Source organism: Palaeococcus pacificus DY20341 (genome assembly GCF_000725425.1).
Taxonomy (GTDB): Archaea; Methanobacteriota_B; Thermococci; order Thermococcales; family Thermococcaceae; genus Palaeococcus; species Palaeococcus pacificus.
The window spans coordinates 370,685-395,620 of record NZ_CP006019.1; the positions used below are offsets into that span (position 1 = coordinate 370,685).

General features: G+C 43.1%; 28 protein-coding genes and 1 tRNA gene. 22 read left to right on the forward strand and 7 right to left on the reverse strand.

Annotated features, from left to right (window positions below; translation table 11 throughout):
• Window positions 1-84 precede the first annotated feature (84 nt).
• From PAP_RS02145 to PAP_RS02170, 6 genes are read left to right on the forward strand one after another with little or no spacing between them, the layout of a single operon-like run.
• Window positions 85-435, forward strand: a complete 351-nt coding sequence (locus tag PAP_RS02145; RefSeq protein ID WP_048164462.1) for a prefoldin subunit beta — start codon at window positions 85-87, stop codon at window positions 433-435.
• A 32-nt stretch (window positions 436-467) separates the two neighbouring features.
• Window positions 468-776, forward strand: a complete 309-nt coding sequence (locus tag PAP_RS02150; RefSeq protein ID WP_048164464.1) for a DUF3194 domain-containing protein — start codon at window positions 468-470, stop codon at window positions 774-776.
• Between the two features lie 27 nt (window positions 777-803).
• Entirely contained in the window at window positions 804-1,790 is a 987-nt protein-coding gene (locus PAP_RS02155) for a DHH family phosphoesterase (protein ID WP_048164465.1), read from the forward strand.
• A gap of 56 nt (window positions 1,791-1,846) precedes the next feature.
• Window positions 1,847-2,179, forward strand: a complete 333-nt coding sequence (locus PAP_RS02160) for a hypothetical protein (RefSeq protein WP_048164466.1) — start codon at window positions 1,847-1,849, stop codon at window positions 2,177-2,179.
• Window positions 2,176-3,252: a hypothetical protein gene (locus PAP_RS02165; RefSeq protein WP_052649036.1), complete on the forward strand. Its 1,077-nt coding sequence runs from the start codon at window positions 2,176-2,178 to the stop codon at window positions 3,250-3,252. Before PAP_RS02160 ends, PAP_RS02165 begins: the two co-directional genes overlap by 4 nt.
• Entirely contained in the window at window positions 3,236-3,961 is a 726-nt protein-coding gene (locus tag PAP_RS02170; protein WP_048164468.1) for a tRNA-binding protein, read from the forward strand. Before PAP_RS02165 ends, PAP_RS02170 begins: the two co-directional genes overlap by 17 nt.
• Window positions 3,962-3,986: 25 nt before the next feature.
• Here the strand turns inward: PAP_RS02170 and PAP_RS02175 are convergent, their stop codons facing one another.
• On the reverse strand, window positions 3,987-4,820 hold the full coding sequence (locus PAP_RS02175) for an aldo/keto reductase (protein ID WP_048164470.1): 834 nt from the start codon (window positions 4,818-4,820) through the stop codon (window positions 3,987-3,989).
• A gap of 129 nt (window positions 4,821-4,949) precedes the next feature.
• On the opposite strand from PAP_RS02175, the gene PAP_RS02180 reads away from it, so the two are divergent.
• A complete protein-coding gene (locus PAP_RS02180) occupies window positions 4,950-6,095 on the forward strand; it encodes an RNA ligase (protein WP_048164472.1) in 1,146 nt (381 codons plus the stop codon).
• On the opposite strand, the gene PAP_RS02185 is transcribed toward PAP_RS02180, so the two are convergent.
• Window positions 6,092-6,679 carry an RNA ligase partner protein gene (locus PAP_RS02185; RefSeq protein ID WP_048164473.1) on the reverse strand — a complete coding sequence of 196 codons (588 nt, stop codon included), beginning with the start codon at window positions 6,677-6,679 and terminating at the stop codon, window positions 6,092-6,094. The two genes, PAP_RS02180 and PAP_RS02185, sit on opposite strands and share 4 nt — an antisense overlap.
• 53 nt (window positions 6,680-6,732) lie before the next feature.
• Between PAP_RS02185 and PAP_RS02190 the strand changes: the two genes are divergently transcribed.
• Window positions 6,733-7,944: a hypothetical protein gene (locus PAP_RS02190; protein ID WP_048164475.1), complete on the forward strand. Its 1,212-nt coding sequence runs from the start codon at window positions 6,733-6,735 to the stop codon at window positions 7,942-7,944.
• 4 nt (window positions 7,945-7,948) lie between these two features.
• Here the strand turns inward: PAP_RS02190 and PAP_RS10255 are convergent, their stop codons facing one another.
• The 4 genes from PAP_RS10255 to PAP_RS02205 all read right to left on the reverse strand — a co-directional run bounded on the left by PAP_RS10255 (window position 7,949) and on the right by PAP_RS02205 (window position 11,936).
• A complete protein-coding gene (locus tag PAP_RS10255; protein ID WP_158442498.1) occupies window positions 7,949-8,119 on the reverse strand; it encodes a hypothetical protein in 171 nt (56 codons plus the stop codon).
• Window positions 8,120-8,207: 88 nt separating this feature from the next.
• Window positions 8,208-10,487: a TRAP transporter permease gene (locus PAP_RS02195; RefSeq protein ID WP_048164477.1), complete on the reverse strand. Its 2,280-nt coding sequence runs from the start codon at window positions 10,485-10,487 to the stop codon at window positions 8,208-8,210.
• A 1-nt stretch (window position 10,488) separates the two neighbouring features.
• On the reverse strand, window positions 10,489-10,890 hold the full coding sequence (locus tag PAP_RS02200) for a DUF1850 domain-containing protein (RefSeq protein WP_236627003.1): 402 nt from the start codon (window positions 10,888-10,890) through the stop codon (window positions 10,489-10,491).
• A 50-nt stretch (window positions 10,891-10,940) separates the two neighbouring features.
• On the reverse strand, window positions 10,941-11,936 hold the full coding sequence (locus tag PAP_RS02205; RefSeq protein ID WP_048164480.1) for a TAXI family TRAP transporter solute-binding subunit: 996 nt from the start codon (window positions 11,934-11,936) through the stop codon (window positions 10,941-10,943).
• A gap of 250 nt (window positions 11,937-12,186) precedes the next feature.
• Here PAP_RS02205 and PAP_RS02210 point away from each other — a divergent pair, with 250 nt between their 5' ends.
• From PAP_RS02210 to PAP_RS02250, 9 genes are all read left to right on the forward strand, one after another.
• On the forward strand, window positions 12,187-13,005 hold the full coding sequence (locus tag PAP_RS02210; protein ID WP_048164482.1) for a D-aminoacyl-tRNA deacylase: 819 nt from the start codon (window positions 12,187-12,189) through the stop codon (window positions 13,003-13,005).
• A 74-nt stretch (window positions 13,006-13,079) separates the two neighbouring features.
• Window positions 13,080-14,213 (forward strand): cell division protein FtsZ, encoded by a 1,134-nt coding sequence (gene ftsZ / locus PAP_RS02215; RefSeq protein ID WP_048164484.1) that lies wholly within the window; start codon window positions 13,080-13,082, stop codon window positions 14,211-14,213.
• A gap of 29 nt (window positions 14,214-14,242) precedes the next feature.
• Window positions 14,243-14,437 carry a protein translocase SEC61 complex subunit gamma gene (locus PAP_RS02220; protein ID WP_048164485.1) on the forward strand — a complete coding sequence of 65 codons (195 nt, stop codon included), beginning with the start codon at window positions 14,243-14,245 and terminating at the stop codon, window positions 14,435-14,437.
• A gap of 20 nt (window positions 14,438-14,457) precedes the next feature.
• The gene (locus PAP_RS02225; protein ID WP_048164487.1) at window positions 14,458-14,910 is read left to right on the forward strand and encodes a transcription elongation factor Spt5; all 453 of its coding nucleotides are present in this window, start codon (window positions 14,458-14,460) and stop codon (window positions 14,908-14,910) included.
• Window positions 14,911-14,925: 15 nt separating this feature from the next.
• Window positions 14,926-15,417, forward strand: coding sequence for a 50S ribosomal protein L11 (locus tag PAP_RS02230; protein ID WP_048164489.1), 492 nt, complete (start codon window positions 14,926-14,928; stop codon window positions 15,415-15,417).
• Between the two features lie 83 nt (window positions 15,418-15,500).
• A complete protein-coding gene (locus tag PAP_RS02235; protein WP_048164491.1) occupies window positions 15,501-16,151 on the forward strand; it encodes a 50S ribosomal protein L1 in 651 nt (216 codons plus the stop codon).
• A gap of 5 nt (window positions 16,152-16,156) precedes the next feature.
• Window positions 16,157-17,176: a 50S ribosomal protein L10 gene (locus PAP_RS02240; RefSeq protein ID WP_048164492.1), complete on the forward strand. Its 1,020-nt coding sequence runs from the start codon at window positions 16,157-16,159 to the stop codon at window positions 17,174-17,176.
• A gap of 65 nt (window positions 17,177-17,241) precedes the next feature.
• The gene (gene rpl12p, locus PAP_RS02245; RefSeq protein WP_048164494.1) at window positions 17,242-17,556 is read left to right on the forward strand and encodes a 50S ribosomal protein P1; all 315 of its coding nucleotides are present in this window, start codon (window positions 17,242-17,244) and stop codon (window positions 17,554-17,556) included.
• A gap of 85 nt (window positions 17,557-17,641) precedes the next feature.
• Complete coding sequence (locus PAP_RS02250; RefSeq protein WP_144367979.1) at window positions 17,642-18,409, forward strand: hypothetical protein; 768 nt, start codon at window positions 17,642-17,644, stop codon at window positions 18,407-18,409.
• Window positions 18,410-18,500: 91 nt separating this feature from the next.
• Here PAP_RS02250 and dcd read toward each other — a convergent pair whose 3' ends face one another.
• Entirely contained in the window at window positions 18,501-18,971 is a 471-nt protein-coding gene (gene dcd, locus PAP_RS02255) for a dCTP deaminase (protein ID WP_048164497.1), read from the reverse strand.
• Between the two features lie 48 nt (window positions 18,972-19,019).
• Between dcd and PAP_RS02260 the strand changes: the two genes are divergently transcribed.
• The 5 genes from PAP_RS02260 to PAP_RS02280 all read left to right on the forward strand — a co-directional run bounded on the left by PAP_RS02260 (window position 19,020) and on the right by PAP_RS02280 (window position 24,867).
• Window positions 19,020-19,097 (forward strand) — tRNA-Arg (locus tag PAP_RS02260).
• Between the two features lie 143 nt (window positions 19,098-19,240).
• Window positions 19,241-20,533, forward strand: a complete 1,293-nt coding sequence (locus tag PAP_RS02265) for a transglutaminase-like domain-containing protein (protein ID WP_048164499.1) — start codon at window positions 19,241-19,243, stop codon at window positions 20,531-20,533.
• 489 nt (window positions 20,534-21,022) lie between these two features.
• Entirely contained in the window at window positions 21,023-21,223 is a 201-nt protein-coding gene (gene hpkA / locus PAP_RS02270) for an archaeal histone HpkA (protein ID WP_048164500.1), read from the forward strand.
• Window positions 21,224-21,303: 80 nt separating this feature from the next.
• Entirely contained in the window at window positions 21,304-22,572 is a 1,269-nt protein-coding gene (locus PAP_RS02275; protein ID WP_048164501.1) for a TIGR04013 family B12-binding domain/radical SAM domain-containing protein, read from the forward strand.
• Window positions 22,573-22,644: 72 nt separating this feature from the next.
• Window positions 22,645-24,867 carry a DHH family phosphoesterase gene (locus PAP_RS02280; RefSeq protein ID WP_048164502.1) on the forward strand — a complete coding sequence of 741 codons (2,223 nt, stop codon included), beginning with the start codon at window positions 22,645-22,647 and terminating at the stop codon, window positions 24,865-24,867.
• The last annotated feature ends 69 nt before the right edge of the window (window positions 24,868-24,936 follow it).

Here is a 24,936-nt window from a genome sequence, read left to right on the forward strand (position 1 = left end):
GATTTAATGGCGTCAGCGACGGGTAAAACTATTTAAACACGCCAGCAAATTATGGCATGGAATTACGATTATGGAGGTGTTGATATGCAAAACATTCCACCACAAGTTCAACAGATGTTGGGACAGCTTGAGAGCTACCAACAGCAGCTCCAATTGGTAGTTCAACAAAAGCAAAAGGTTCAATTGGATTTGAATGATGCTAAAAAGGCTTTAGAGGAAATTGAGAAAGCTGAAGAGGGAACAGCGATGTATAAGACTGTTGGAACGCTAATAGTCAAGACAGAGAAGGCCAAAGCGGTTGAGGAACTTAAGGAAAAAATTGAGACCCTTGAAGTTAGGCTCAAAGCCCTGGAAAGGCAGGAGCAGAAGATAAATGAAGCTATAAAGACATTGACCCAGAAGATACAAAGCTCTCTCACAGGCGTTGCTGGCTGATTCCTTTTTCTTTAACGTTTAAAGGTGGTCTTATGGAAAAGAGGGGCGTTATACACATTGGACTTCCGGAGATGAGCGAGGAAGAGATAATAAAGCTCGGCGACTTAGCCCAAGATGTGGTTTTAAGCCGCATATTCAGTGTTCTACATAAGAGTGAAGTTAAGGATTTGGAGATTACCACGAGAATAAACAAGGGCGAGACGCTCGACCTTGAGGTTGAGGCTTACATAGAGGTGCCAATTTTTGTTAAAGTCGATGTGGATAGGCTCATTGAGGATGCCCTTGACGAGGCATACCAAAGAGTTGAGGAAAAGTTGAGGGAAATTGCAAAGAAAGATTGATTTTTATTTGGAGTTCTGGTGGTGTTGATGAAAGGCAAAATAAAGCTCAAGCGTTTTTTAAATGAAGCGAAAGATAAGAGGTACTCTTTTCTATTGCTGTGTCATCACAATGCAGATCCTGACGCATTGGGTAGTGCCATCGCTTTTTCTAGGTATTTGGAAAGCGTGGGGTTAGAGTATAGAATAGGGGTTGCTCAGAGCGTGTCTTCCTATGCTAAGCGCCTTTTGAAGTTTGCAGATGTCGAGAAAAACCCCCAAATTGAAGAAGATGTTGTGGTAATTTTTGATACGTCTTCAGCTGAGCAGTTGGAGCCGATAGCTCTTCCAAAGCGAAAGGAGAAGTTTGTAATAGTCATAGATCACCATATTGAGAAGGAAAATCCTATAAAAGCCGACATAAGTATAATGGATTCCTCAAGAACGTCCACAGCTGAAATCATTTGGGAGCTTTTGAAGTATCTAAAATTTTATGATGAAACCGCTGCTAGGGTCCTCTTGGCTGGTATAGTTACCGACACCGCAAACTTTAGATTTGCTAATGCAAAAACATTCAAAACTTTAAGTGAGATTCAGAGCACCTTTGAAATACCTATGGGAGAAATATATAATCTTGTAGCTCCAGTGAGCGATGAAAACATTGACACCGCTAAAAGGATGGCCATCCTAAAGGCCTGCCAGAGGATGGAGGTTAAAAAGTTCAAGCGCTACATAATAGCCACATCCAGAGTCTCAGCCTATGAGTCGCTGGCATGCAAAACGTTCCTTCAGCTTGGAGCAGATGTAGCTATAGTTGGTAGCGATAAAGAGGGGGTTAGGATATCTGCGAGGGCCAGGGAGTATTTGACTAAGAAAGGCCTTCACTTGGGAAAGCTTATGGAGAAAGTTGGCCCAATCATTGAGGGCTCTGGAGGCGGCCACTCAGGTGCTGCCGGTGCTAACGGTAAGAAAAATCTTGATAAGGCTATGAAGTTTTTGGTCAGTGAAATTGAGAAGTTTTTAAAGGCCTTGTCTTAGTGCATGGAAGCTTTAGATTTTTAAGGTGAACGACTAACTTTAGTTAAGGTGGTAGTATGGCAAGATGTCCAATATGCGGAGAGGCTCTGAAGTGGGAGGATTTGATGGAGCAGATGATCGTGCTGGATAATTTTAAAGCTCTTTTGGATGACAAGGACGCGTTTTTAAGTACCCTCAGTGAGTTTGTGTTTAAGTGCCCCCATTGTGAGGAGGAGTTTTATGGAAAGGCTTTGGATATGAAGGAAGCCAGCAGAGTTTTTGAGCTCTTGAATGACTTTAAAGGGAGCATAGACTATGAGAGAGGTAAGGTTAAATTAAAGCTCACCAACCTCATTGCTCTAGATGTTATGCTTGAGGAGTGGGATAAGAGAGTAGGGCGAGGAAAATGATGTTGGATAATATTAAGGCTCTTTTGGGAAAGGGCGATGTTGATGGGGCACTTAAGCTGGTGCTTTCCTTAAAAGATAGGATGCTAAAGATGGAGCTCCTCACATATATGATTCAGGAGCTTGGTGAGGATTATGTAGAATATCCAATTCTGCTATCTGAGAGCTTAGCGACAATAGCTTCCCTCGCAGAGGATAGAGATAAAGTTAAGGCTTTGGCCTTGTTGAGCTATGCTCTGGCTAGTGCAGGCGATGAAAAAAAAGCCGAGAAGTTCATTAAAGAAGCACTGAGCGTTGCTAAAAAGATATACTATCCCATATGGAAAGCCGAAGCTTTGGCATATGTAGCTTATTACTTGGGTCTTATCGGAGATACAAAAAGTGCATTTTACTATTTTAACATAGCTTTGGAGACTCTTGAAAAGTCAAATGAGGTGTATTCGGCTGTTCTGCCAGTTATGTCGCTAATTGCTGACCTATCGCTTGAAGTTGGGGACTCGCTGGAAACTGAAGAAGCTATTGACTTCTATTCACTATCAAGACAGATATACACGTCAATGAAGAAATTCGTCAGTGCATCTCAAGTTGAAGAAAAAATCCACATGGTGAAAGAGGCCTTCAAAGAGGGCAGTTTAGCTGTTAAAAGGGCTCTTGAAAAGGGGGATATTGACAGGGCTATTGCAATTGTTAAGTACCTGTCCCCAGAGGAGAAGGTCGCGGCTCTTTTAGATATCTCCTATTGGCTCTTCCTTCATGAAAGAGAGGACTTAGCTAGGACGTTGCTCTCGGATGTCTTTGATATTATGCTCATTAAAAAAATTAAGCCTAATGATTTGGAGCTGTTCGTAGTTGCATACAAGTTTATTAAGATTGGTCTTCTCGATGAAGCTTTGACAGTAGCGGGTGTTATTGAGGATGTGGATGAGGCATCAAAGATACTCTCTGAGATTGCGTTGGCCTACGCACGCTTTGGAAATGAAAACAAAGCCTTAAGCATTGCTGAGGCTATTCAAAATGAGGCAATTAAGAAAAAGCTGTTAAAGAGGTTGGGTGGTGAAGATGTGGGATACGAGTAAGGACTACCGCTTACTGGTTGCCGAAAAGTCGGTAGAGCTCTTCCTCAAGACAATTGAAGGTGCTAAATTTAAAGGCAAATGGGATAAAAAGAACGCCGTGAGGCTTGGAAAGGAGATGATACCAGAGCTTCAGGCTCTTAGGTACTCCTATCTTGAGCCAAGTGCATTGGTGGAAGCTCCGCAGATGAAAGCACTCAAGGAGAAAGCTCAAGGAATAATTGAAGCCCTTGGAGGAGAGGATTGGTACCACCGCTTTTTAGATCTTGCTGATAGAAATGAACGTGAGAATGTGGAAGAAGCAATAGCTAAAATTCGCTTTTTCCTGAATACAATACTAAACCTCGACAAACGCTTAGCTCTAGGCAAGATCAACGACCCGATAATAGGCATAGACATCAAAGTCGGTGAAGTTATGAGTGTAGGAAAGCACCCCAACGCTGACAAGCTTCTTGTATGCAATGTCAACATTGGTGAGAGGGCAATTACAGTCGTTACGAATGACTTGAGCGTTAAAGACAACGATAGAGTAGCTGTAGCATTGTTGCCGCCAGCCAACTTTAGGGGCATAACAAGCGAGGGAATGTTTTTGGGGGCTGGAGAAGGCGTGTTAAAGGATGTTAAGGGCGAAGTCGGCGGACTTCCAAAGGGCATACCCTTGGAGGCCCTCAACGAGGCTAGAAATTTAGTGGAAGCCTTTTTGAAGGCGTGATTTTCTTTTCTCTTTCCACTCGTTGTCAAAGGCACTCTAAGCATTTCTCGTAGTCCTCCCTGCTCAACCGCCACCCCATTGCTCCAAAGTTTTCCCTTATGTGCTCTTTGCTTCCGGCTTTTGGAATTGCTATCACATTTTCCTTCCATATGAGCCAGTTTAGGGCAACCTGGGCGGCAGTTCTATTGTATCGCTTTCCTATTTCCCTTAAGCATTGATTTCTAGCTAGTGTTCCCTTTTCTAGGGGAGTGTAAGCGATTAAAGCCATATCCTCATTTGCCATATACTCTAAAAGCCCTCCTTCCACCCACCTATCTTTGAGCGAATACTTAACCTCGTTTGCCACTATCTCATACCGCTTCATGATTTCTTGAGACCTCTTCAGCAGTTCCAAATCAAAATTGCTCGCTCCTATGTACCTTATTATGCCTTCATCAACCAGCTCTTCAAGAGCGTATAGTGTTTCTTTTATTTTTTCAAAGCTATTTCTTGGCCAGTGGAGGAGGTATAAATCAATATAAGTCCCCAACCGCTTTACGCTTGCCCTTGCAGCTTTTTTGGCTTTCCCATAGCCAAAGTGTGTTGGCCACACTTTGCTTATGATGAAGATGTCCTCCCGCTCATACCCTTTTATTGCCTCACCAACGAGCTCTTCGCTGTGACCTGCGCCATAGAATTCGGCCGTATCAATTAGGTTTATCCCTAAGTCGAGGCCATATCGCAGGGCTTCAATACTCTCTCTATCTCGTGAATAGTCAGGGCTCTCAAAGCCCCCGATTCCCCAAGTACCAAGTCCAATTGCCGAAACTTTGTCTTCACCAATCCTCTTAAGGTCTCTAAAAATTGGTACTCTTCTCACAGCTCTCACCTGAAACTAAGTTTTTTCCTATCCTTATTAAGTTTTCATTTAAACGCTAAGTTGTTCATTACAAAAGCTATGCGTCAATTGTTATAAACTTTGAAAACCAATTAAATTTAGGTGGCGCTGATGGTGAGTTCATACTTTAAGGGCATTCTCCTCAATCTTGGCTTGGATGAGGAGCGTATTGAAGTTCTTGAAAATAAAGGGGGTATAGTAGAGGATGAGTTTGAAGGAATGAGATACCTCAGGCTTAAGGATTCTGCGAGGAGTTTGCGAAGGGGCACAGTTGTTTTTGATGAACACAACATAATTTTAGGATTTCCTCATATAAAACGGGTTGTTCAGCTTGAGAATGGCATAAGGAGGGCGTTTAAACGAAAACCCTTCTACGTCGAGGAAAAAGTTGATGGCTACAACGTTAGGGTTGCTAAAATTGGAGAAAAGATCTTGGTGTTTACGAGGGGAGGATTCGTTTGCCCCTTTACGACGGAGCGTATTGAAGACTTCATAACTTTGGATTTCTTTAAGGATTATCCTAACATGGTGTTATGCGGTGAAATGGCAGGGCCTGAAAGTCCCTATTTAGTGGAAGGCCCTCCATACGTTAAAGAGGACATTCAATTTTTCCTCTTTGACATCCAAGAGAAGAAAACAGGACGCTCTCTTCCTGTAGAGGAGCGATTAAAATTGGCCGAGGAGTATGGAATTCCGAGCGTTGAAGTCTTTGGTTTGTATGATTTAAGTAGGATAGACGAGCTTCATGCGCTCATTGATCGGCTTACCAAGGAGAAGAGAGAAGGTATAGTGATGAAGAGTCCGGACATGAAAAAAATCGTCAAATACGTTACTCCTTATGCAAACATTAATGATATCAAAATTGGCGCGAGGATTTTCTTCGATTTGCCTCACGGCTACTTCATGCAACGTATTAAGAGGCTGGCTTTTTACCTTGCCGAGAGGAAGATTAGAGGAGAAGAGTTTGATGAGTACGCTAGAGCATTGGGAAAAGTTCTCTTAGAGCCCTTTGTCGAGAGCATATGGGATATTTCGAGCGGTGACGATGAAATAGCGGAACTCTTCACTGTTCGGGTCAAAAAGCTTGAAACTGCTCATAAAATGGTGACTCACTTCGAAAGACTGCGCTTAAAAATTCACATAGACGACATAGAAGTTCTTGACAATGGTTACTGGAGGATAACATTCAAACGTGTTTATCCTGATGCAACAAAAGAGATGAGGGAACTTTGGAACGGGCATGCTTTCGTTGATTAGCTCCATTTTTCAACGAGCTCGTCTAAAACTTCCTTAAACTTCACAGCATCAACCCACTTAATCCCCATTTTTTGAGCCCACGTTAAAATGCCTACATCGGCAGATACAATCGTTGCATCGAGCTCTTTGGCTAAAAGGATTAGCTCAAAGTCTTCTTTGCTGTCTACTATCCCCTCTCTCAGAGCACGTCTATAGTTGCGCCTTAGTTTTTGGATAATTCTGTCTACACTGCTTGTATCGATTACGCTTTCCCTAACGGCAGTTTCCGCTACTCTAAGGCCTTTGTCAATTCTCCTCCTAATGTCTTCTATTAGTTCGTAAACCACAAATGCCGGGATTTTAATGTCGTGAACGTTTGGAGGCTTTTTGATTATATAAATCTCAATATCCGGAGAAACTTCTTCCTCTTCAACAAAGTTCATAATCTCCCTATGAATGCCGGGAGAAACGTAGAATTCAACGCTCCCAAAAAGCTTCTCAGCATAGTTTAGGAAAGTTTTCATCGCCTCTGTTGGATTTTTCCCAAACTTTGCTCTCACGTCGGGATTAACGAAAATGCTCGTATCGAGGACAAACCTAATCATTGCAACCACAAGATTATTTAGGGCTTTAAAGTTTAAAATACTTGGTGATGCTTATGAAAGTTGGAGTCGTTTTTGGAGTCAGCGAACTCGCAAATCCCAAGGATTTCGAGAAGAAGACTTCAAAGTTTTTAACTGAACTGGCTAATGAGTTTGATGTTGAAGGCGGCATTTTTGTATCAATTAAGAAGGATGTTAAGGATGCTAGAGAGGAAGGAATAGATTTTAACAAAGTTGATGTTCTCCTCCTGTATCCTTTGACCGGTGGGACTGAAAATGCTCTAAAGGAATTCTCTATCTATAGAAAGCCCATTGTTCTCTTTGGGGATGCTTTCAACAACTCCATAGCTGCTGCTGTTGAGCTTAGGGAGTACTTTAGGGAGCATTTGATACCTACTACGATGGTTAAGAGCTTCGATGAGCTTAAGGCCGCTCTTCTCGGCTACGAAGATATGAAGGAGCTCTTAGGAAAGTTCTTGAAGATGCGTTTAGGCCTCATTGGGCGCGCTTCGCCTTGGCTCATAAACGAGAGCTTTAATCCCCCTTATGTCCATATAAGCCTGAAGAAGTTTTACGAGTACTACGATAGAGTTACCGACGCAGAAGGGTGGAAGGTCGTCGAGGAGATAGTCGCTAGGGCTAGGAATATTAAAGAGCCCAGCAGAGAAGACCTCATCAAAGCAGGGAGAATCTATGTGGCATTGAAAAACATAATTGATGACTACAAACTTGATGGATTCGCGATTGGTTGCTTTGACCTTATAGGTAAAATTAAGGGTACTCCTTGCTTGGCTTTGGCTATGTTCAACGCCCAGGGAATCCCTGCAGCGTGTGAGGGTGAGCTAAACTCGCTCTTGGGCATGGTGATAGCGCGCAGATTCTTCAACAAGCCGGCTTTTATGGGCAATATAGCAGATTATGGGGAAGATTACATAATTTTAGCTCACTGCACAGCTCCGTTGATATCTTCGTATGTTTTAAGGTCTCACTTTGAGAGCGGTATAGGCGTTGGTGTTGAAGTCGAGCTTCCAAGAGGTAGGGCGTCCATCTTAAAGATTAACGGTAGAAAAGCGGTAGTTGCTGGTGTGGAAGTTGTGGACAGGGAGAGGAGCAACTACAGGTGCAGAACGCAGATGAAGCTTAGGATAGAAGACGCCAGGGAGTTCATAGATGGCACTTTAGGAAACCACCACCTTTTAATCTACGTGGACAGTGAGGAGCTGGCAGACCTTTTAAGCGAGCTCGGCTTTGAGGTTATGCTCTACTGACTTTTCATTTTCTTAATATTCTGGCAAAAAAGCGCTTAATCCTTGTGGATAATGAGACCTTCTCATATTTTTCTCCAAGTGCCCTCTCTTGCTGGGCCTTCATTATGGCGAGTTTTCTCTCGACTTCTTTAGCTTTGTATCTTGATTCAGGTTCACGGGGAAGAACACCACGCATGCAACCACCTCCATATTTTTGTCAGCATTGCTTAAAAGCTCTACCCTCATTGATAGAAAATGCTAAAGAAAGTAAGAAAAGAGGAAACTCAAACTTTATCTCCAAAGACTTTGAGCGCAACTACAATTGCAGCTCCTACTGCTACTGGTATTGGGTGAAGTGTGGCTGATAATATGCCCACTATAACTAAAACTCCCCTAATCTCTGTCCTTAGATTCTTCTTGAACCATCCGGTTAGTGCTATTGCAAGTATGTACATCACGAGGAGCGTTGCTGCTAGGTCATAGATTACTGTGAGGGCAGTGCTCAATGTCCAGTTTTCAACCGTTATTAAGAACATCTCTGGGTGTGTGAAGTAGATGTAAGGTCCTATGTATCCCGCTAAGGCGTACTTAACCGCGTTTAGGGCTGTCTTCCAAAAGTCTCCTCCAGCTAAAGCTGAACCTGCATAAGAGGCCAAAGCTACAGGTGGTGTTATATCTGCAAGTATCCCAAAGTAGAACACGAAGAAGTGGGCGGCTAAGAGAGCGATAGGTGTTGCAAATCCTGGCACTGGAGAGCTGTAGGGCTGTAAGCCTAAAACAGCATTGTATATTGCTGGAGCTGCTACGAGGGAGGTAATAATATAGTTTGCCGTTGTTGGAACACCCATGCCCAGTATCAGGCTGAATATCATGGTTAGCACGAGCAAAAGCCATAAGTTCCCGGCTGTGAGGTCAACCAAGCGGTATCCTAAGCTCGTCACTAGTCCTGTCATTGTGAGAACTCCCTGTATTAAGCCCGCGCTTGCAGCTGCGAGCATAACACTTGAGCTTGTCTTTCCAGCGTCTATCATTGATTCGTATGTGGCAGAATACATCTTTTTTCCTTCCTCAGTCTTTGAAAAGTAGCCCACTATTAATGAGAAGACTATTCCTAGGACTCCAGTCATTAAGAGTATCTGCTCTTTCCTCATGCCCAGATATTTTGTCATTGCGATGAAAAGTATGAAGAGTAAGCTTATGTAGAGCTTTTCGTTCCTCTTCGTTAAGTTTGAGACGAATGAGAGGGCAACGAGGAGGATAGCGAGCAGGAGCAGGATTAATGCTACGGGCTTTCCTATTTCCCTTCCAGTGAACATAAGCACCGTTGTAAGGAACGCCACACCAACGTAGAACATCTCATGTCCTTCTATCTTGTCCTTTGCAATCCATGACACCCAAATTGCTATTCCTAAGGAGGAGATTGCCGATATGTGAGGGGCTATACCCCAAACCAAGGCCACGGTGATTACCAGTATTGGTGAGAGTATGTAGAGCTTCCTCATAAAGTACCTCAGGGGTGCAAAGTTTTCTCTGGGCATTCCTTTTAATCCTAAGCGCTTTGTTTCAAGGTCTATGAAGAGATAAACTCCTGCATAGTATACCAAAGCGGGCAAAACCGCAGCGATGATGAGTTTGTTATAGGGCACCCCTAAAAACTCCGCCATAATGAATGCCGCCGCACCCATGATTGGGGGCATTAGTTGGCCTCCGGTTGATGCAACGGGCTCAACCGCTCCTGCTATCTCTTTGGGATAGCCGGCTTTTTTCATTAGAGGGATTGTAAAAGTTCCGGTTGTTAGGACGTTAGCAACACTCGAACCGCTCACCGTACCCATAAGTCCACTTGAAACAACAGCTGCCTTTGCGGGTCCACCTGGGCGGGCACCGAAGAGGGATATCATGAACTCGGTGATGTAATCGCTCACGCCTATCTTGAGGAGGAATGCTCCAAAGAACACGAAGGCAAAGACGTAGATTGTCATGACGAATAGGGGAATTCCGAATATTCCCTCATCAAAGTAGAGCTGCTGGGTAAAGCGTATCCAGTTGAAGCCGACTCTGTAGATTCCGTAAATCAAGAACACTGTGACAACTGATGGCAAAACCCATCCAAGCACTCTTCTTGTAGCCTCAAGCACGAGGATTATTGCCAAGATTCCGAAGACCACATCGTGCATGTAAACCTCTGCAAACTGTGCGTACCTATTGTATACAGCAAAGATGTAGAACATAGATATAACGCTCAAAATTGTGAGTATGTAGTCGTAAAAGGGCACTTTTTTGATGTGTTTCTCTGTTTTTCTCATTGGATAGAGGAGGTAGGTTATTATGAGGATCATGGCTAGAACAAATGCTTGTCCCTGCTTGCTTTGGAAAGTTGTCTTGAGTATTCCAATTTCCAGTCCCAGCCTTGAAAATAAGTCGTAGAGTGTATAGTTAAAGTTGAAGATAAACAGTATTTCGTAGATACCAATTAGGACTGCTGCTATTTTTATGATCAGTTCAAGCGTTGGGGTAAGGGTTCTCGTTTTTTCCAATACCACACTTACTTTTTCTTCTTCCATTTTAGCACCTCCCGAGTATGGCGAATAAGAATAAACACTTTTTGACTTTAAACTCCATAACAGTTTCCTCTGTAGGCGCAAACACGAGTTTGCTGCCTACTTTTATTTTAGCTTGATTGAAGGGGATAAACCAAAAACTGAGGCTTTTTCCAAGGTATATGTTAATTCTCTTCACATAATACCCGTCCTCTGTGTATTGAATGTCCTCTGGAAGCCCAGCTCCAAAGTCCTTCCACTTCATCTCTACCGCGTATAGGCCGCTGCCGTTAGCTTTAAGAACCTCGACTATTTCGCTCCGCTGAACGCTGTGAATATAGGATATGGTTACTGTTTTTTCCCCTAAAAGATAAGTATGAGATGAATCTCCATTACTAATGATGAGTACATTAAATGGAAGAATCATAATTATCAGCAGTGTAAAAAAGAAAAAAATGAGATATTTACTCAAAGGCTTCACCCTTTGAGCTCGCTTGGAATGCTTAAGCCTTTTTCTTCGTAGTATTTAATTGCTCCGGGGTGGAGCGGAATGCTCATACCGTCTAATGCTGTGTCAAGGCTTATTGCTTGAGCTTTTTGGTGAACGGCTCTTAAGTCTTCAACTTGCTCAAAGAGTATCTTTGTCATCTCGTAAACGACATCCTCTGGCAAGTCAGCGCTTACAGCCAGCATAGCTTTAACGGCGACTGTTGGTGTGTCTTCCTCCACACCATTGTAGGTGCCCTTTGGAACTATTTGCCTAACATAGAATATGTAGCCCTCATCTTTGAGCTTGTTTAATATGTCATCTGAGATTGGGAGAACCCTCACGGGTGTTTGGACTGCGATTTGGTTAACGGCTGGAGTTGGGATTCCAGCAACTATAACAGCAGCATCAACTTGGCCGAGTTTCAAGCTTTGTGCGGCCTCACTAAACTTTTGGTTGACCTTTTCAATGCTGTCCCAAACGCCTGCAGCCTTTAGTATCTGTTCGGCTGCAACTGCGGTACCACTTCCTGGAGCGCCAATTGCAACTTTTTTACCCTTTAGATCCTCTAAGCTCTTAATATCACTGTCAGCTCTAACTACAAATTGTACTGTCTCAGGATATAAAGCGGCGACACCCTTTAGTTTTTTAATTGAGGTGTCAAACATGTACAAACCGTTGTAGGCATAGTATGCAACATCGTTTTGGAGAATAGCTGCTTGGGCATTTCCATCCTCGATGGCCTTTGCATTTGCAACACTTGCACCGCTTGTAACGGCCTCTCCACTGACAACTGTTCCGTACTTATTCAAAAGCTCTGCATACTTTGAGCCAAGTGGGAAGTAAACACCACTAGTACCACCGGTGTAGATTGTAATTTTCGTTTTTTCAACGGAGCTCGTTGTGGTTTCTCCTTGTTGTGTGCAGCCAGAAACAACCAAACCAAGGGCCAACACAAAAACCAAAGCCAATGCTTTCCACTTCATTTCGGTTCCCTCTTACAAATTTTTCAATTTATACATTTGTCTTATTTTACCATAATTCCATATTCCACAGGTTTTCGTTATATATTTTACGGTTGTAAACTTTTACAAGCAAATAAATGTTTGGTTTTCGATTTAAAGCGGCAAAAATTCTCAAAAATTTCGCCAAATATGCCATATAAATTGACATTATAATGTCTATTTGAAGGGCAAACTTTTTTATTGATGGCTAGAATTTGATGTGGGGTTGCCAATGAAAGTTGTAATGACGACAAAAGTGGATATAGCTTCGATGAATATTAAGCAAAAACTGATTGAGAACTTTGGATTTAGGGAGAACGAGATGATTTTTGATGGAAACCAAGTATACAAAAAGAACAACATTTTAATCTTGACAACAAACGATGAGATGATTTATTACGATGGACTGGATCTTGAGATTGAAAAGCAGTTAGGTATTAAGCCTGAAATAATTGCATTTGCTTCGAGGCACTCAAGCAAGCAAAAGCTACCTACTTTGACAACACATGTAACTGGTAATTGGGGAAATGCAATGTTTGGAGGAAAAGACCAAAGTTTGGCAATTGCAGAACCTAACGCAATGAAGCTTGCCCTTTTAAAGATGAATGAGCTTAATGATCTTGGATGGACCGTTTGCTATGAATCTACCCACCACGGCCCGAGTGAGCTGAATGTTCCGTCATTCTTCATAGAGATTGGGAGTAGTGAAGAAGAGTGGAAAAACGATAAAGCCGGTGAAATCCTGGCTGAAACGATAGTTTATGTTCTCGATAATTATAAAAAGTCTAAAAACAAAACTGCGATTGGAATCGGCGGTGGGCACTATGCACCAAAGCAAACAAAAGTGGCATTTGAAACTGATCTAGCATTTTCACACATAGCCCCAAAATATGCCCATCCGTTGTCAAAAGAAATGCTTTTAAAGGCAATTGAACGAACAGATGGAAAAGTCGAGGCGATTTATGTTGATTGGAAGGGCAGCAGAGGAGAAACTCGACAGCTCGCAAAAGCACTTGCTGGGGAGATTGGCATAGAATTTATTAAGGATTAGCTAAGTTTATATATTGCTTTGCAACAAAATTTACCAGAATTTTAAATTATGATTTCCCTTGGAGGGTGAAGAAGATGTTAAAGCTGGTTGAAGGTGTGATTGAAAGAACGTCTGGAGAGGCTAACAAAGCCGAAGAGAAAGTTAACGAGGTGCAAGTTCCAACCTCCGATATAGATGAGGAGCTTAAAAAGCTATTGGAGCAAACACAAGCAAAAATATATGTTGTCGGCGTTGGTGGTGCTGGCTGTAATACAATCAATAGAATGATGGAAGTTGGTGTTGAAGGAGCGAAGATAATAGGTATTAACACCGATGCTCAAGATTTGCTTAAAATTAAAGCTGACAGAAAGATATTGATCGGTAAAGAGATAACAAGAGGTTTAGGCGCTGGAAACAATCCAAAAATTGGTGAAGAAGCTGCTAAAGAAAGTGAGAGAGATATTAGAGACGCATTAGAAGGAGCTGATATGGTCTTCATAACCTGTGGTTTGGGTGGTGGAACAGGAACCGGTGCTGCTCCTGTCGTGGCAGAGCTCGCCAAAAAAATGGGCGCTTTAACAGTTTCTGTCGTAACACTCCCATTCACCGTTGAGGGAATTAGGAGAATAAAGAACGCTGAGTATGGTCTTGAGAGACTTAGGAAGAACAGCGATACTGTAATTGTAATTCCAAACGATAAGCTAATGGAAGTCGCTCCAAATCTACCAATTCACTTGGCATTCAAGGTTGCTGATGAAATACTCGTTCACTCAGTCAAAGGTATAACCGAGCTCATCACAAAACCAGGTCTAGTCAACCTTGACTTCGCCGATGTTAAAGCAGTCATGAAGGACGGCGGAATTGCCATGATAGGCATTGGCGAAAGTGATAGCGAGAAGAGAGCTCAAGAAGCAGCAATACAAGCTTTGAACAGCCCGCTATTAGATGTTGATATTAGCGGTGCTAAGGGAGCTTTGATAAGCATAAGCGGTAGTGATGTTAAGCTTGAAGAGGCACAACAGATAATAGAGCAAGTTACAAGCAAACTCGATCCAGAGGCTCAAATGATTTGGGGAATTCAGCTTGATCCAGAACTTTCAAAGACAATTAGGGTCATGATTGTCGTCAGCGGTGTCAATTCACCATATGCCGTTACAGAGGAAAAACCAATGCTCATTGAGGAAGAAGGAGAAAGAAGGGCAATTAAATTAGATATTGAAGAGCTTTAATCTCTTTCATGATTTTTGGAGGGGTGAGCATGGCAGAAGAAGGGTTCACGGAAAAACTTAAAAACTTCCTAGGAGAGTCCAAAAGGGTTTTGTTAGTTACAAAAAAACCGAGCACCAAAGAGTTTAAAATGGCAGCAAAAATCACTGGGCTTGGAATGCTGTTAATTGGTGCTATCGGAATGATAATTAGAATTGTTGGGACGCTAATAACTGGCGGTAGCTAAATAACGTTTAGGTGATCAAAATGAGCAAGATCTTTGCAGTAAGGGTCACTGTCGGTCAGGAGGAGAATGTGGCTAGCTTGATTTATAGTAAGGCCAAAACATACAACATTCCGGTATTTGCAATATTAGCCCCAAGCAAGGTTAAAGGTTATATATTTATTGAAGCTGAGAGTAAAAGCGCCGTTGATGAGGCGATTAAGGGTATTAGGCACGCTAAGGGAACTCTCCCCGGAGAAGTGTCTTTTGGTGAAATTGAACACTTCCTTGAGGAGAGGCCAAGCGTCAGTGGGTTTGAGCCTGGAGATATTGTTGAGCTCATAGCCGGCCCGTTCAAGGGCGAAAAAGCTAAAGTCGTTCGTGTTGATGAGGCCAAAGATGAAATTGTCGTTGAGCTTATAGGTGCAATAGTCCCAATACCCGTTACCGTGAAGGGTGAATACGTTAGACTTATAAGCAAACGTTCAAACCAATAGCCAGAGGTGAGTTAAATGCCACAAGTAGTTGAAGTATTAGTTGAGGGTGGTAAAGCTACTCCTGGTCCACCACTAGGACCTGCAATTGGTCCATTAGGATTAAACGTCATGCAAGTCGTTCAAAAGATCAACGAAGCAACAAAGGACTTTGCGGGAATGCAAGTTCCAGTGAAGGTCATAGTCACGGACCCAAAGAAGAAGACATTTGAGATTGAAGTGGGTAAGCCACCAGTTAGCCAGCTCATAAAGAAGGAGCTTGGACTTGCCAAAGGTTCAGATGCTCCAAGGAGCAACATAGTTGGCGACTTGCCAATCGAGAAGGCAATAGCTATCGCAAAGACAAAGATGGATCAAATGCTTGCAACTGACTTGAAAGCAGCTACCAAAGAGGTCATTGGAACAGCATTAAGCATGGGTGTCACTGTAGATGGTAAAGATCCAAAGCAAGTTCAAAAAGAGATTGACGAAGGCCTCTACGATGAGGTATTTGCAAAGGAGGAGCAATAGAAAAGTTTAAAAATCTCCTCTTTTTACGAAACTTTTGATTTTTGGTTCAACTTAAATCATAAAAAAGTTGGGAGGTCTAAGAGATGGCCTTTGAAAGGCAAAAACTCGCGGAAGCGGTGAAGGAGGCTAAAGCCCGGGCCAAGCCGCGTAACTTCACGCAGACCGTCGAAGTGGCAGTAAACCTCAAGGATGTCGACTTAAAGAAGCCTGAGAATAGGTTTAAGCTTGAGGTTATGCTGCCCCACGGGAGAGGTAAGGAAGTTAAGATCGCGGTCATCGCTGATGGAGCCGTTGCCGAGGCGGCTAAAAAGCTCGGGCTCGATGTGATTAGTGGAGAGAAGTTAGAGGAATTAAGTAGCAATTCAAGAGAGGCTAGGAAACTTGCAAGGAAGTACGACTTCTTCATAGCTGCAGCACCATTGATGCCAAAGATTGGTAGATACTTGGGTAGGTTCTTGGGTCCAAGAAACAAGATGCCAGTAGTAGTCCCACCAACCATGACTAATTTAGAGCCAATAGTTAACAAGCTTAAGAAGACAGTGAGGATACAATTGAAGAACAACCCAGTTATCCACGCTCCAATCGGTATGGAAGATATGGACGATGACAAATTGGCTGAGAACATGGAGGCAGTGATAACTGCAATCCTCAACAAGCTCGAGAGAGGAGAGAACCAAGTAAAGTCAGTGTACGTCAAAACCACCATGGGGCCTGCTGTAAAGGTAGAGAGGTGAGGTAAATGGCCCACGTAGCTGAATGGAAAAAGAAGGAAGTTGAAGAGTTGGCTAACCTCATCAAAAGCTATCCAGTGATAGCTTTGGTTAACGTTGCTGATGTTCCAGCTTACCCATTGTCCAAAATGAGAGAGACCCTTAAGGAGCAAGGTGTTCTCAGGGTTTCAAGGAACACACTCATTGATCTCGCAATCAAGAAAGCCGCTCAGGATATTGGAAAACCAGAGCTTGAAGAACTTGCAAAGCACATCCAAGGTGGAGCTGCCATCCTTGCAACGAACATAAACCCATTCAAGCTCTACAAGTTCCTCCAAGAGAGCAAGAAGCCAGCTCCTGCTAAGCCTGGTGCAGTGGTAAACAAAGATGTCGTTATTCCCGCAGGGCCAACATCATTAGCTCCCGGTCCTGTTGTTGGTGAGATGCAAGCTTTAGGAATCCCTGCAAGGATTGAAAAGGGTAAGGTTAGCATTCAAAAGGAGACAGTCGTTTTAAAAGCTGGCGAGACTATTACTCCTCAATTAGCCAACATCTTGAACAAGCTCGGTATAGAGCCTCTTGAAGTAGGTCTCGAGCTGTTGGCAGCTTACGAGGATGGATTAGTTTACGGCCCAGATGTCTTGGCTATTGATGAGGAGCAATACATCCAAATGCTCCAACAAGCCTACATGCACGCATTCAACTTGTCAGTTAACGTTGCCTATCCAACAAAGCAAACCATCGAGGCTATTATACAAAAGGCATTCATGGGCGCAAAGAACGTTGCAGTGGAAGCAAACTATATTACGAAAGACACTGCTGGCGACATACTTGGCAAGGCATTCAGGGTTGCTTTGCTCATAGCTCAAGAGTTGCCAGAGGACTTGCTTGACGAGAAGACCAAAGAGCTTTTAAACCAACAAGCTCAATTAGCTGTTGCCGCTCAACCTCAACCACAAGAGGAGAAGGTTGAGGAAGCTGAAGAGGAAGAGGAGGAAGAAAAAGAGGAAGAGGAGGCCCTCGCAGGATTGGGGGCATTGTTTGGTTGATTCCCTTTCCATTTCCCTCGTATCGAGAATAAGTGAAAAATAAAGATAATTTGGAGGTGCAAAAGATGGAGTACGTGTATGCTGCTTTGTTATTACACGCCGCTGGTAAGGAGATAAACGAGGAGAACATCAAGGCTATCTTGCAAGCTGCTGGTGTTGAGGCTGACGACGCTAGAGTTAAAGCTTTAGTTGCAGCTCTTGATGGCGTTAACATCGAAGAGGTTATTGAAAAGGCTGCCATGCCAGTAGCAGTTGCCGCAGCTCCAGCTGCTGCTCCAGCTGCAGCTGAAGAGGCACCAGCTGCCGAGGAAGAGGAAGAAGAAGAGGAAGAGGAGAAGGAAGAAGAGGCTCTCGCTGGACTTGGAGCCCTCTTCGGCTGAAGGGCTCTTCCTTATTTCCTCTCTATTTCAACTTTTCTGAGCATTTAATCGCAAAGCTTATTATGAGGTGCTTGTATTTTCTTATGTGAGAGCTATGGATGAAGTTCTGCCTCCTGATTTGCAGAAGAAGAGGGAAAAAGGAATTGATGAGTATCTTTCTCAAGGTTTTGACTTCGTAATATCCCACCCTAAAATTTTAGCTCCATTTGTCCCGGGGATTTTAGCCACTCTTGCTTATTTGGTGTATATTTTTAAAGCTCTTCCAAGCGTAGCTTCGTTGTTTCGTCCTACTTCAGAGGCTTTAATCTTCTTTGCCTCAAAGTCGTTCATATTTTGGTCAATAGTAGTCGCTTTATTCGTTACCATATCCTCATTAATAGGCATGGTCGCCATAGCTTACTACCTCTTAAAAGAGGCGGATTATAATAAAGCCTTCAAAGCAGGGCTTGGGAAGCTTCCAATTGCTCTCTTGAACTTGATAGTTCTAATAGTACTTCTTATGCTCCCATTTGGCGTCTTGGTTTTCATCAAGTCCATCGCCCTTATTATAATTATCTCCCTCTTGATATCTATTTTGGCAGTGCCGCCCATCTTCTTCCTTCCCGCTCTGATAGTGGAGAAATCCTTCGTTGTTTTAGATGTCTTCATTATCTACAAAAACACCTTTAGGGATAGCATTATTTTGGGAGTTCTCTATTCTTTAATATCCTCTGCAGCACAGTCTTTAATCCCAGTCGCTGGTTCTCTGCTCAATTTTCTAATAGTTCTCCCCGCATTTACAGCAGTTTACGCCATGCTTTATGAAGATTGGAAGGAGAAAGACCATAAAGCCAGCGAGGAGGTTGTTTATTAATTTAGTTATATCACATTGGGGCTTTAATATCCTCTCTTTAGCCTCCTTAATTTCTAGGTGGAATTGAATAGAAAACAATAAAAAAGCAGCGTTAAGCCTTCCTCCTTTTAGACAAAGCTAAGTGCTGGCTTCCCTGGTAGCTTCCCCTATATGGTCTGCTTGAGGGGCTTTCCAAACGGTGAAAAGCTATCTGGACGAAGCGCTCGCCATACTCAAGGACAACTTCATCCTCCGAGGAGTTGAAGAGCGCTAGCGTTAGGTTCCCGTCCCATCCCGGGTCAACCCACGCGAAGCTCCCAAGAATTCCTTCCCTCGCAAACGTACTCCTCAGCCTCATATCCCCCATTACATTGTCAGGTAGCTTAATTCGCTCAAGTGTTAAAATTAGCGCATGCCCTTTTGGAGGTATGACCACTTTTCCCGTCTCCTCAACGTTGATGAACTCTCCATTGACCATTGCTTCTCGTCCCACTCTCAAATCGTAGCCTGCAGGTTGGAGAGACTTCTCATTGAACGGCTCAATTAAAATTTCCTTTGATATTTTATGATCCGGCAAAATCATTTTACCACCGCAAGCTTTATGTAAAGCTTAAGGTTATAACTCTTTTGCGGGCCCGTGGCCTAGTCTGGATAGGGCGCCGGCCTTCGGAGCCGGTAGTCGCGGGTTCAAATCCCGCCGGGCCCGCCAGATTATACTACTCTAATGAATTTGAGGTTTATGCACTTAATAAGCTCCATAATTTCTCCTATAAAACGAAACATAACCTTTAAGAGCTGTTTTGCCTCTGTTTCGGTAAATCAGTGCCTTCTAGACTTAGGAGGTGTGATAAAATGAATACAAAATGGGCTGGAATAATTGGCTTAATTTTATTACTTCTAACAATACCCGTAGAAGCAAAAGAAGTCCAAATTGGAGTTCTTGAAAAAGAATATATTGTCTTATCAACAGCATCTATGAAACTCACCAACACAGGTATAAACATAGATGTTCCTATAACTACCTTTTACGCCGTAAACATCACAACCGCATATTACACCCCTCTAAAGGACTATAAAGTAACTTATGCAGTTTATGAAGGACAAAGGAAAATAATTTGGGCTCCACCAATGAACTCCTCAAAACTAATACCAAAATACAATGACTCGGTGTATCTGCCGGAAGACTTGAAAAACATTACTAAAGAACTCGCAGAAACCAGCGATACTATCGCAGAATTCGCTTGGAAGGTCTCGTGGTTTGTACACACCAACATTACATACAGTGACCAACGTTTTTCCGCCGAAAGAAGGCTTATATTTGACTTTGACAAATACCACCAAGACAAATTATTGCAAGAAATCTGGCAAAAGAAAAAAGGCGTTTGTAGACATAAGGCCTTACTTATGGTTCGCATGCTGGAATATGTGGGCGTTGAGGCAGAGTATGTTGGAGGTTATGCTCTAGCCACGATTCAGGGGGAACATGAGTTTATACCATCTGAAGAACTTGATACCATCTCAGAGCTCATCAAGTTTTCTACCCACACAGGCTTCGGACACGCGTGGGTTTTAGTTCATGATCCCAACGTAGGTTGGTATCCTCTTGATCCAACAAGGCAGCGAGATCCGCTTCACCCAATAAGATACGATAACATCGCTGTTTACAAAGGGGAGTACAAAGCATTTGCTCCAGATAGCATCCCCATGTTTAGGCTTGAAAAGCTCGCCGATATCACGAGTGACGTAAACGCAGTTAGATACAGAAATGTAAAAATCATAGAGTCCAACAACACTGGTATTATTGTGTATAACCCTAAGAAAGGTCAAATTGACTACTTACAGGGAGGTTATGCTTGGGTTGTACCTCAATATTTTAATTGGAGCTTTGAAAATGAGTTTGAGAGTGTATCCACAACGAGCATTGATGTCTATCACTATAATAACAAGTATTATGTGAAAATAGGTGGGATACAGCTTCCGCTTTATTTTACTAGAAAAAACCGAGTAGTAAATCCGATAACAAAGGAAGGGGAATACTATGTGTACGAGGATTTGTTAGTTATTAGGGGCAAGGCGTATTTTTCGACGCCCTTTTATGTGCTTGTAGTACCTGTTATAGAAGGTCATCCACCAGGAATTCAGTGAATCACTTTTTCTTTTTACAATTTCTCTCATACTGTGAGTGCTTGAGAGCATGTGTTGGCTGTTTTTAAAATTTTGGCACATCTAAGCTGTTAAAAATCTCTCGTAATTGGTCGTTAAAATCCAAGATTTTTCTTTTTAACTCTTATTTTTGGACTATTTTTATAGTCTCTGCATCACCAACTCCTTTTGTAGCACCTCCATTCTTGGTACTTCAAATCCTTAAATTTTCGACAATCGTTTAAAGTTTGATATACGTCATATTCCATCATTAAAGGCCTCATCTAGATAGGGCCTTCTATGTCCAAGATTATTTTTGTATGTGGGTAACTTATCTATGCACCTACCGAAAATTTTGCGATTGTTTACTCAATTATACTAATCCGCCCATAAGCCTCAAGAAGCCCGTAAAATGCTAATTTAACCAAAAAGCTTATATATCTTTAAATCTAAAAAGGGTATTGAAAAACCTTTAGATGGAGGTGTTGAGGCATGGAGTTACCAATTGCCCCAATTGATAGGTTGATTAGGAAGGCCGGCGCTGAGAGGGTTAGCGAAGACGCCGCTAAGATTTTGGCTGAGTACTTGGAGGACTACGCTATTGAACTCGCTAAGAAGGCCAACGAGTTCGCTAGACACGCCGGAAGGAAGACCGTTAAGGCCGAGGACATTAAGTTGGCCATCAAGGCCTGATTTCTCTTCCTTTTGTCCTTTTTCTAATCTTGCTTTTAAAGTCCTAAACATTTTTAAGCCCTTTTCTGGACTCTTAAAACATGCATGAAATAGCTATAAGAATGACCAAAAGGAATCACAATGCCTTCGTTCATCTTTTGGGAGCTCTGGAAAGTCAGGGTTTTGACCTAGGTGAAATTTTAGTCACGAAGAACTTTGAGGACATCTTGAATGCCAGACCGAAGGTGGTTCTATACTCATTCTATACTGAGGAGATCTGGGATGTTGAGAGAGAGGTTAAAATTCTCCGTGAGAAAACAAATGCTCTCCTAATAGCTGGTGGATATCACGCCACAGCAATGCCTAAGCACACTCTGAGGTTCTTTGACATTGCTGTCATTGGAGAAGGGGAGGAAGTAATTTTTCAGCTTTTAAACACACTAAAGAAAAGTGAGTTTAGGATAACAGAAAACTTGCTCAATGTACGAGGTTTAGCCTTTTATTTGAAGGGGGAATTCGTGTTCACTGGCTTTGCTAAAGTAGACGACTTTACTAAATTTCCTCCCTTTGCAGAGAGCTTGAGATACATAGCTCCAATTGAGATAAGTAGGGGATGCCCATTCGCGTGCTACTATTGCCAAACGCCCTATCTTAAAGGTTTTAGAATGCGCCACAGGCCAATAGATCAAATAGTTAAGTATTCGAGGAGAATGCGGGATATGCGCTACATAACCCCAAATGCTTTCGCATACGGTTCGCCTGGAGGAGTTTTAAGGCTTGACAAGCTTGAGGCCCTTTTAAAGGCACTTCAACCGCTTAGAAAAGAAGGTCGTAGGCTCTTCTATGGGACATTTCCAAGTGAAGTAAGGCCTGAGTTTATAAAGCCTGAGACTCTCGAGCTCCTCATCAAGTATGCGGACAACCGTAGGCTTGCCATTGGAGCTCAAACGGGCGATGAGGAGATGCTTAAAAAGATTCACCGTGTTCACACGGTTTCTCACGTTGCTGAGGCTGTGGAGTATATGCTTGAGTATGGACTTAAACCAGTTGTGGACTTTATAGTGGGCCTTCCCGGTGAGAGTGAGGAGAGCCAGAGAAAGAGCATTGAATTCATGAAATGGATTATGAGCAAAGGGGGGAAGGTTAGAGCCCATTATTTCATGCCTCTGCCGGGAACACCATTTGCTAGGTGCAAGCCTTCACCACTAAGCAAGGAGATGAAGCGCTTTTTGGGCCAGATGGCTGCTAAAGGAAAAATAGAGGGCTCATGGGGAACTCAAATTGAGCTCTCAAAGAAGCTTCAGCGCTTAATTGAAGAGTTTTATGAAGAACCTATGAGCTACGTTGGTAGTGTTAACGAAGTCTGCTGAGCATAAGCTTTTAAACTCCTAAGCATCATGCTTTTTTAAGTGACTACTTCTAATTATTTGGAGGTGTGAGATATGGTAGTTAAAGAATGTCCAGAGTGCCATGGAAGTGGAAAGATAAAGACTGGCGAGGAAGAGTGTAAAGTATGTGAGGGATGGGGTTACGTTCCTGCTGATTTTAAGCTCGATAAGCAGCTTAAGGGGTATAGGAACCTGGATTATTTTGGAGTTGATGATGAAGTTGATGAAATTCCTTGCCCCGAGTGCCATGGCAAAGGGACTGTTCCAGTTTACAGTGATTGCCCAACGTGTGGAGGCACGGGCAGAGTTTTGGCCTGTGACGTCTGTGGAAAAGTTAAAGAGGCGTGGGAGCCTGGAATGGAGACTACTTGGATATGCCCAGAGTGCGAGAGGAAGTTTAAGATTGTCTATGTCCTTGACAACACCTGCGACTACGAAGATGTTGAAGTGGGCAACGCGTATAAAGGGATCATCGATAGAGTAGAGCGCTTTGGTGTTTTTGTTAAATTAAACAAGCATGTTGTAGGTCTTGTGAAGCGGAAAGACCTTCTTGGTGGGAAGGAGTATAAACCCGGCGAGGAGATACTCGTTCAAGCTCTCGACGTTAGGCCCGATAGAAATGAGGTCGATCTAATTGAATCTGCTCTAAAAAGGTATCGTGAGGTTCTCGTTAAGAAAGAACTCCCCTTAATGGATATAGGTGAGCTGAGCAAAGACATGGCAGGTAGAACCGTTAGGTTTAGGGGCAAAGTAACACAAATTCAAGTCACAGGCGGTCCGACGGTATTCACAATAAGTGATGGAACGGGCATAACCTGGGCTGCAGCATTTGAGGCTCCTGGTGTTAGAGCGTATCCCAAGATAGAAGTTGGGGACATAGTGGAGGTCATTGGAAAAGTGTCTTTCCACGCTGGAGAAATCCAAATCGAAGTTAGCGACATGATCAGGCTTTGGGGGCCAGAGGCAGCAGAAGTAAAGCGCAGAATTGAGGAAGCGCTTAATGAAAAGGCGAAGCCAGAAGATGTTGGCTTCCTCGTGAAGAGCGAAGTGCTGGAAAAGCTGAAACCTAAGATTATGGAAGCTGCTTTTATGATTAGAAAGGCTATCTATGAGGGAAGACCTATCCTATTAAGGCACCACGCGGATGCAGATGGCTACACTTCAGGCTTAGCTCTGGAGAGCGCTATAATACCACTCCTTAAGGAGGTTTCTCCGGATCCCGATGCCGAGTGGCACCTCTTTAAGCGCAGGCCCTCTAAAGCACCGTTTTATGAGCTCGAAGACGTCTTAAAGGATATAATCTTCGCGGTTGAGGACTCAAAGAAGTTCGGAGAAGAGTTACCTTTAGTCGTTATAGTTGATAACGGTGGGACAACAGAAGATATACCAGCGTACAAGCGTTTAAAAGCCTATGGAGTCCCAATAGTTGTGGTAGATCACCACGACCCGCGCGATTTTATTGCTGAGGACAAAGCCGCTGTAGATGAGTATGTGAATGTGCATGTCAATCCTCATTTAGTTAAGCGCGGCTACTATGAGCTAACAGCGGGAATGATTGCCACGGAGCTCGCGCGCTTCATCTACCCGCCCGTTGAGGACAAGATTAAACATTTGCCCGCGATAGCGGGAACAGGTGATAGGAGCGATGCACCTGAGTTTGAGCAGTACAAGAGGATTGCAAAGGAAGCCAAGGGCTTAGACGATGATGACCTCAAGAAGATTGCTGAGGTAATAGACCACGAGGCTTATTATTGGAAGTTCATGGATGGAAAAGGCATTATAGAAGAGCTCCTCCTTTTGAGCGGGAACTTGCAGAGGCATAGGTGGTTAATAGATGCAATCTACCCAGAGGTCAAGGCAAAGCAAGAGAAGGCATTGAAAGCCTCGCTCCCACACGTCAAGAGCGTTGTACTGCCTAACGGCATACGCTTCAACACGATTGACATTGAATTGTATGCGCCAAAGTTTGAATATCCCGCCCCAGGAAAGCTGAGCGGACTGATCCACGACCACTTCAAAGAGAAATACGGCGAAGAAAGCCCAATACTCACTTTAGCCTATGGCCCAGACTTTGCCGTTGTGCGTGCAAGCGATGGAATGGCACAATACAACTTCGACTTAAACGTCATAATTCCTGCACTCCAAGAGAAGCTCCCAGATGCAGGTATTGAAGGGGGAGGCCACAGCTTCGCAGGATCAATAAAGTTCTTCGAAGGAAAGAGGAAGGAAGTGTTAGAAGAGTTTGCTAAGCAGGTTGTGAAGCTTAAGAGACAATAGCATCTCTTCTCTTTTTGCTTATTCTCTAATTAATGAATAATTTGGAAATGAGCTAACTTCTTTGGGATT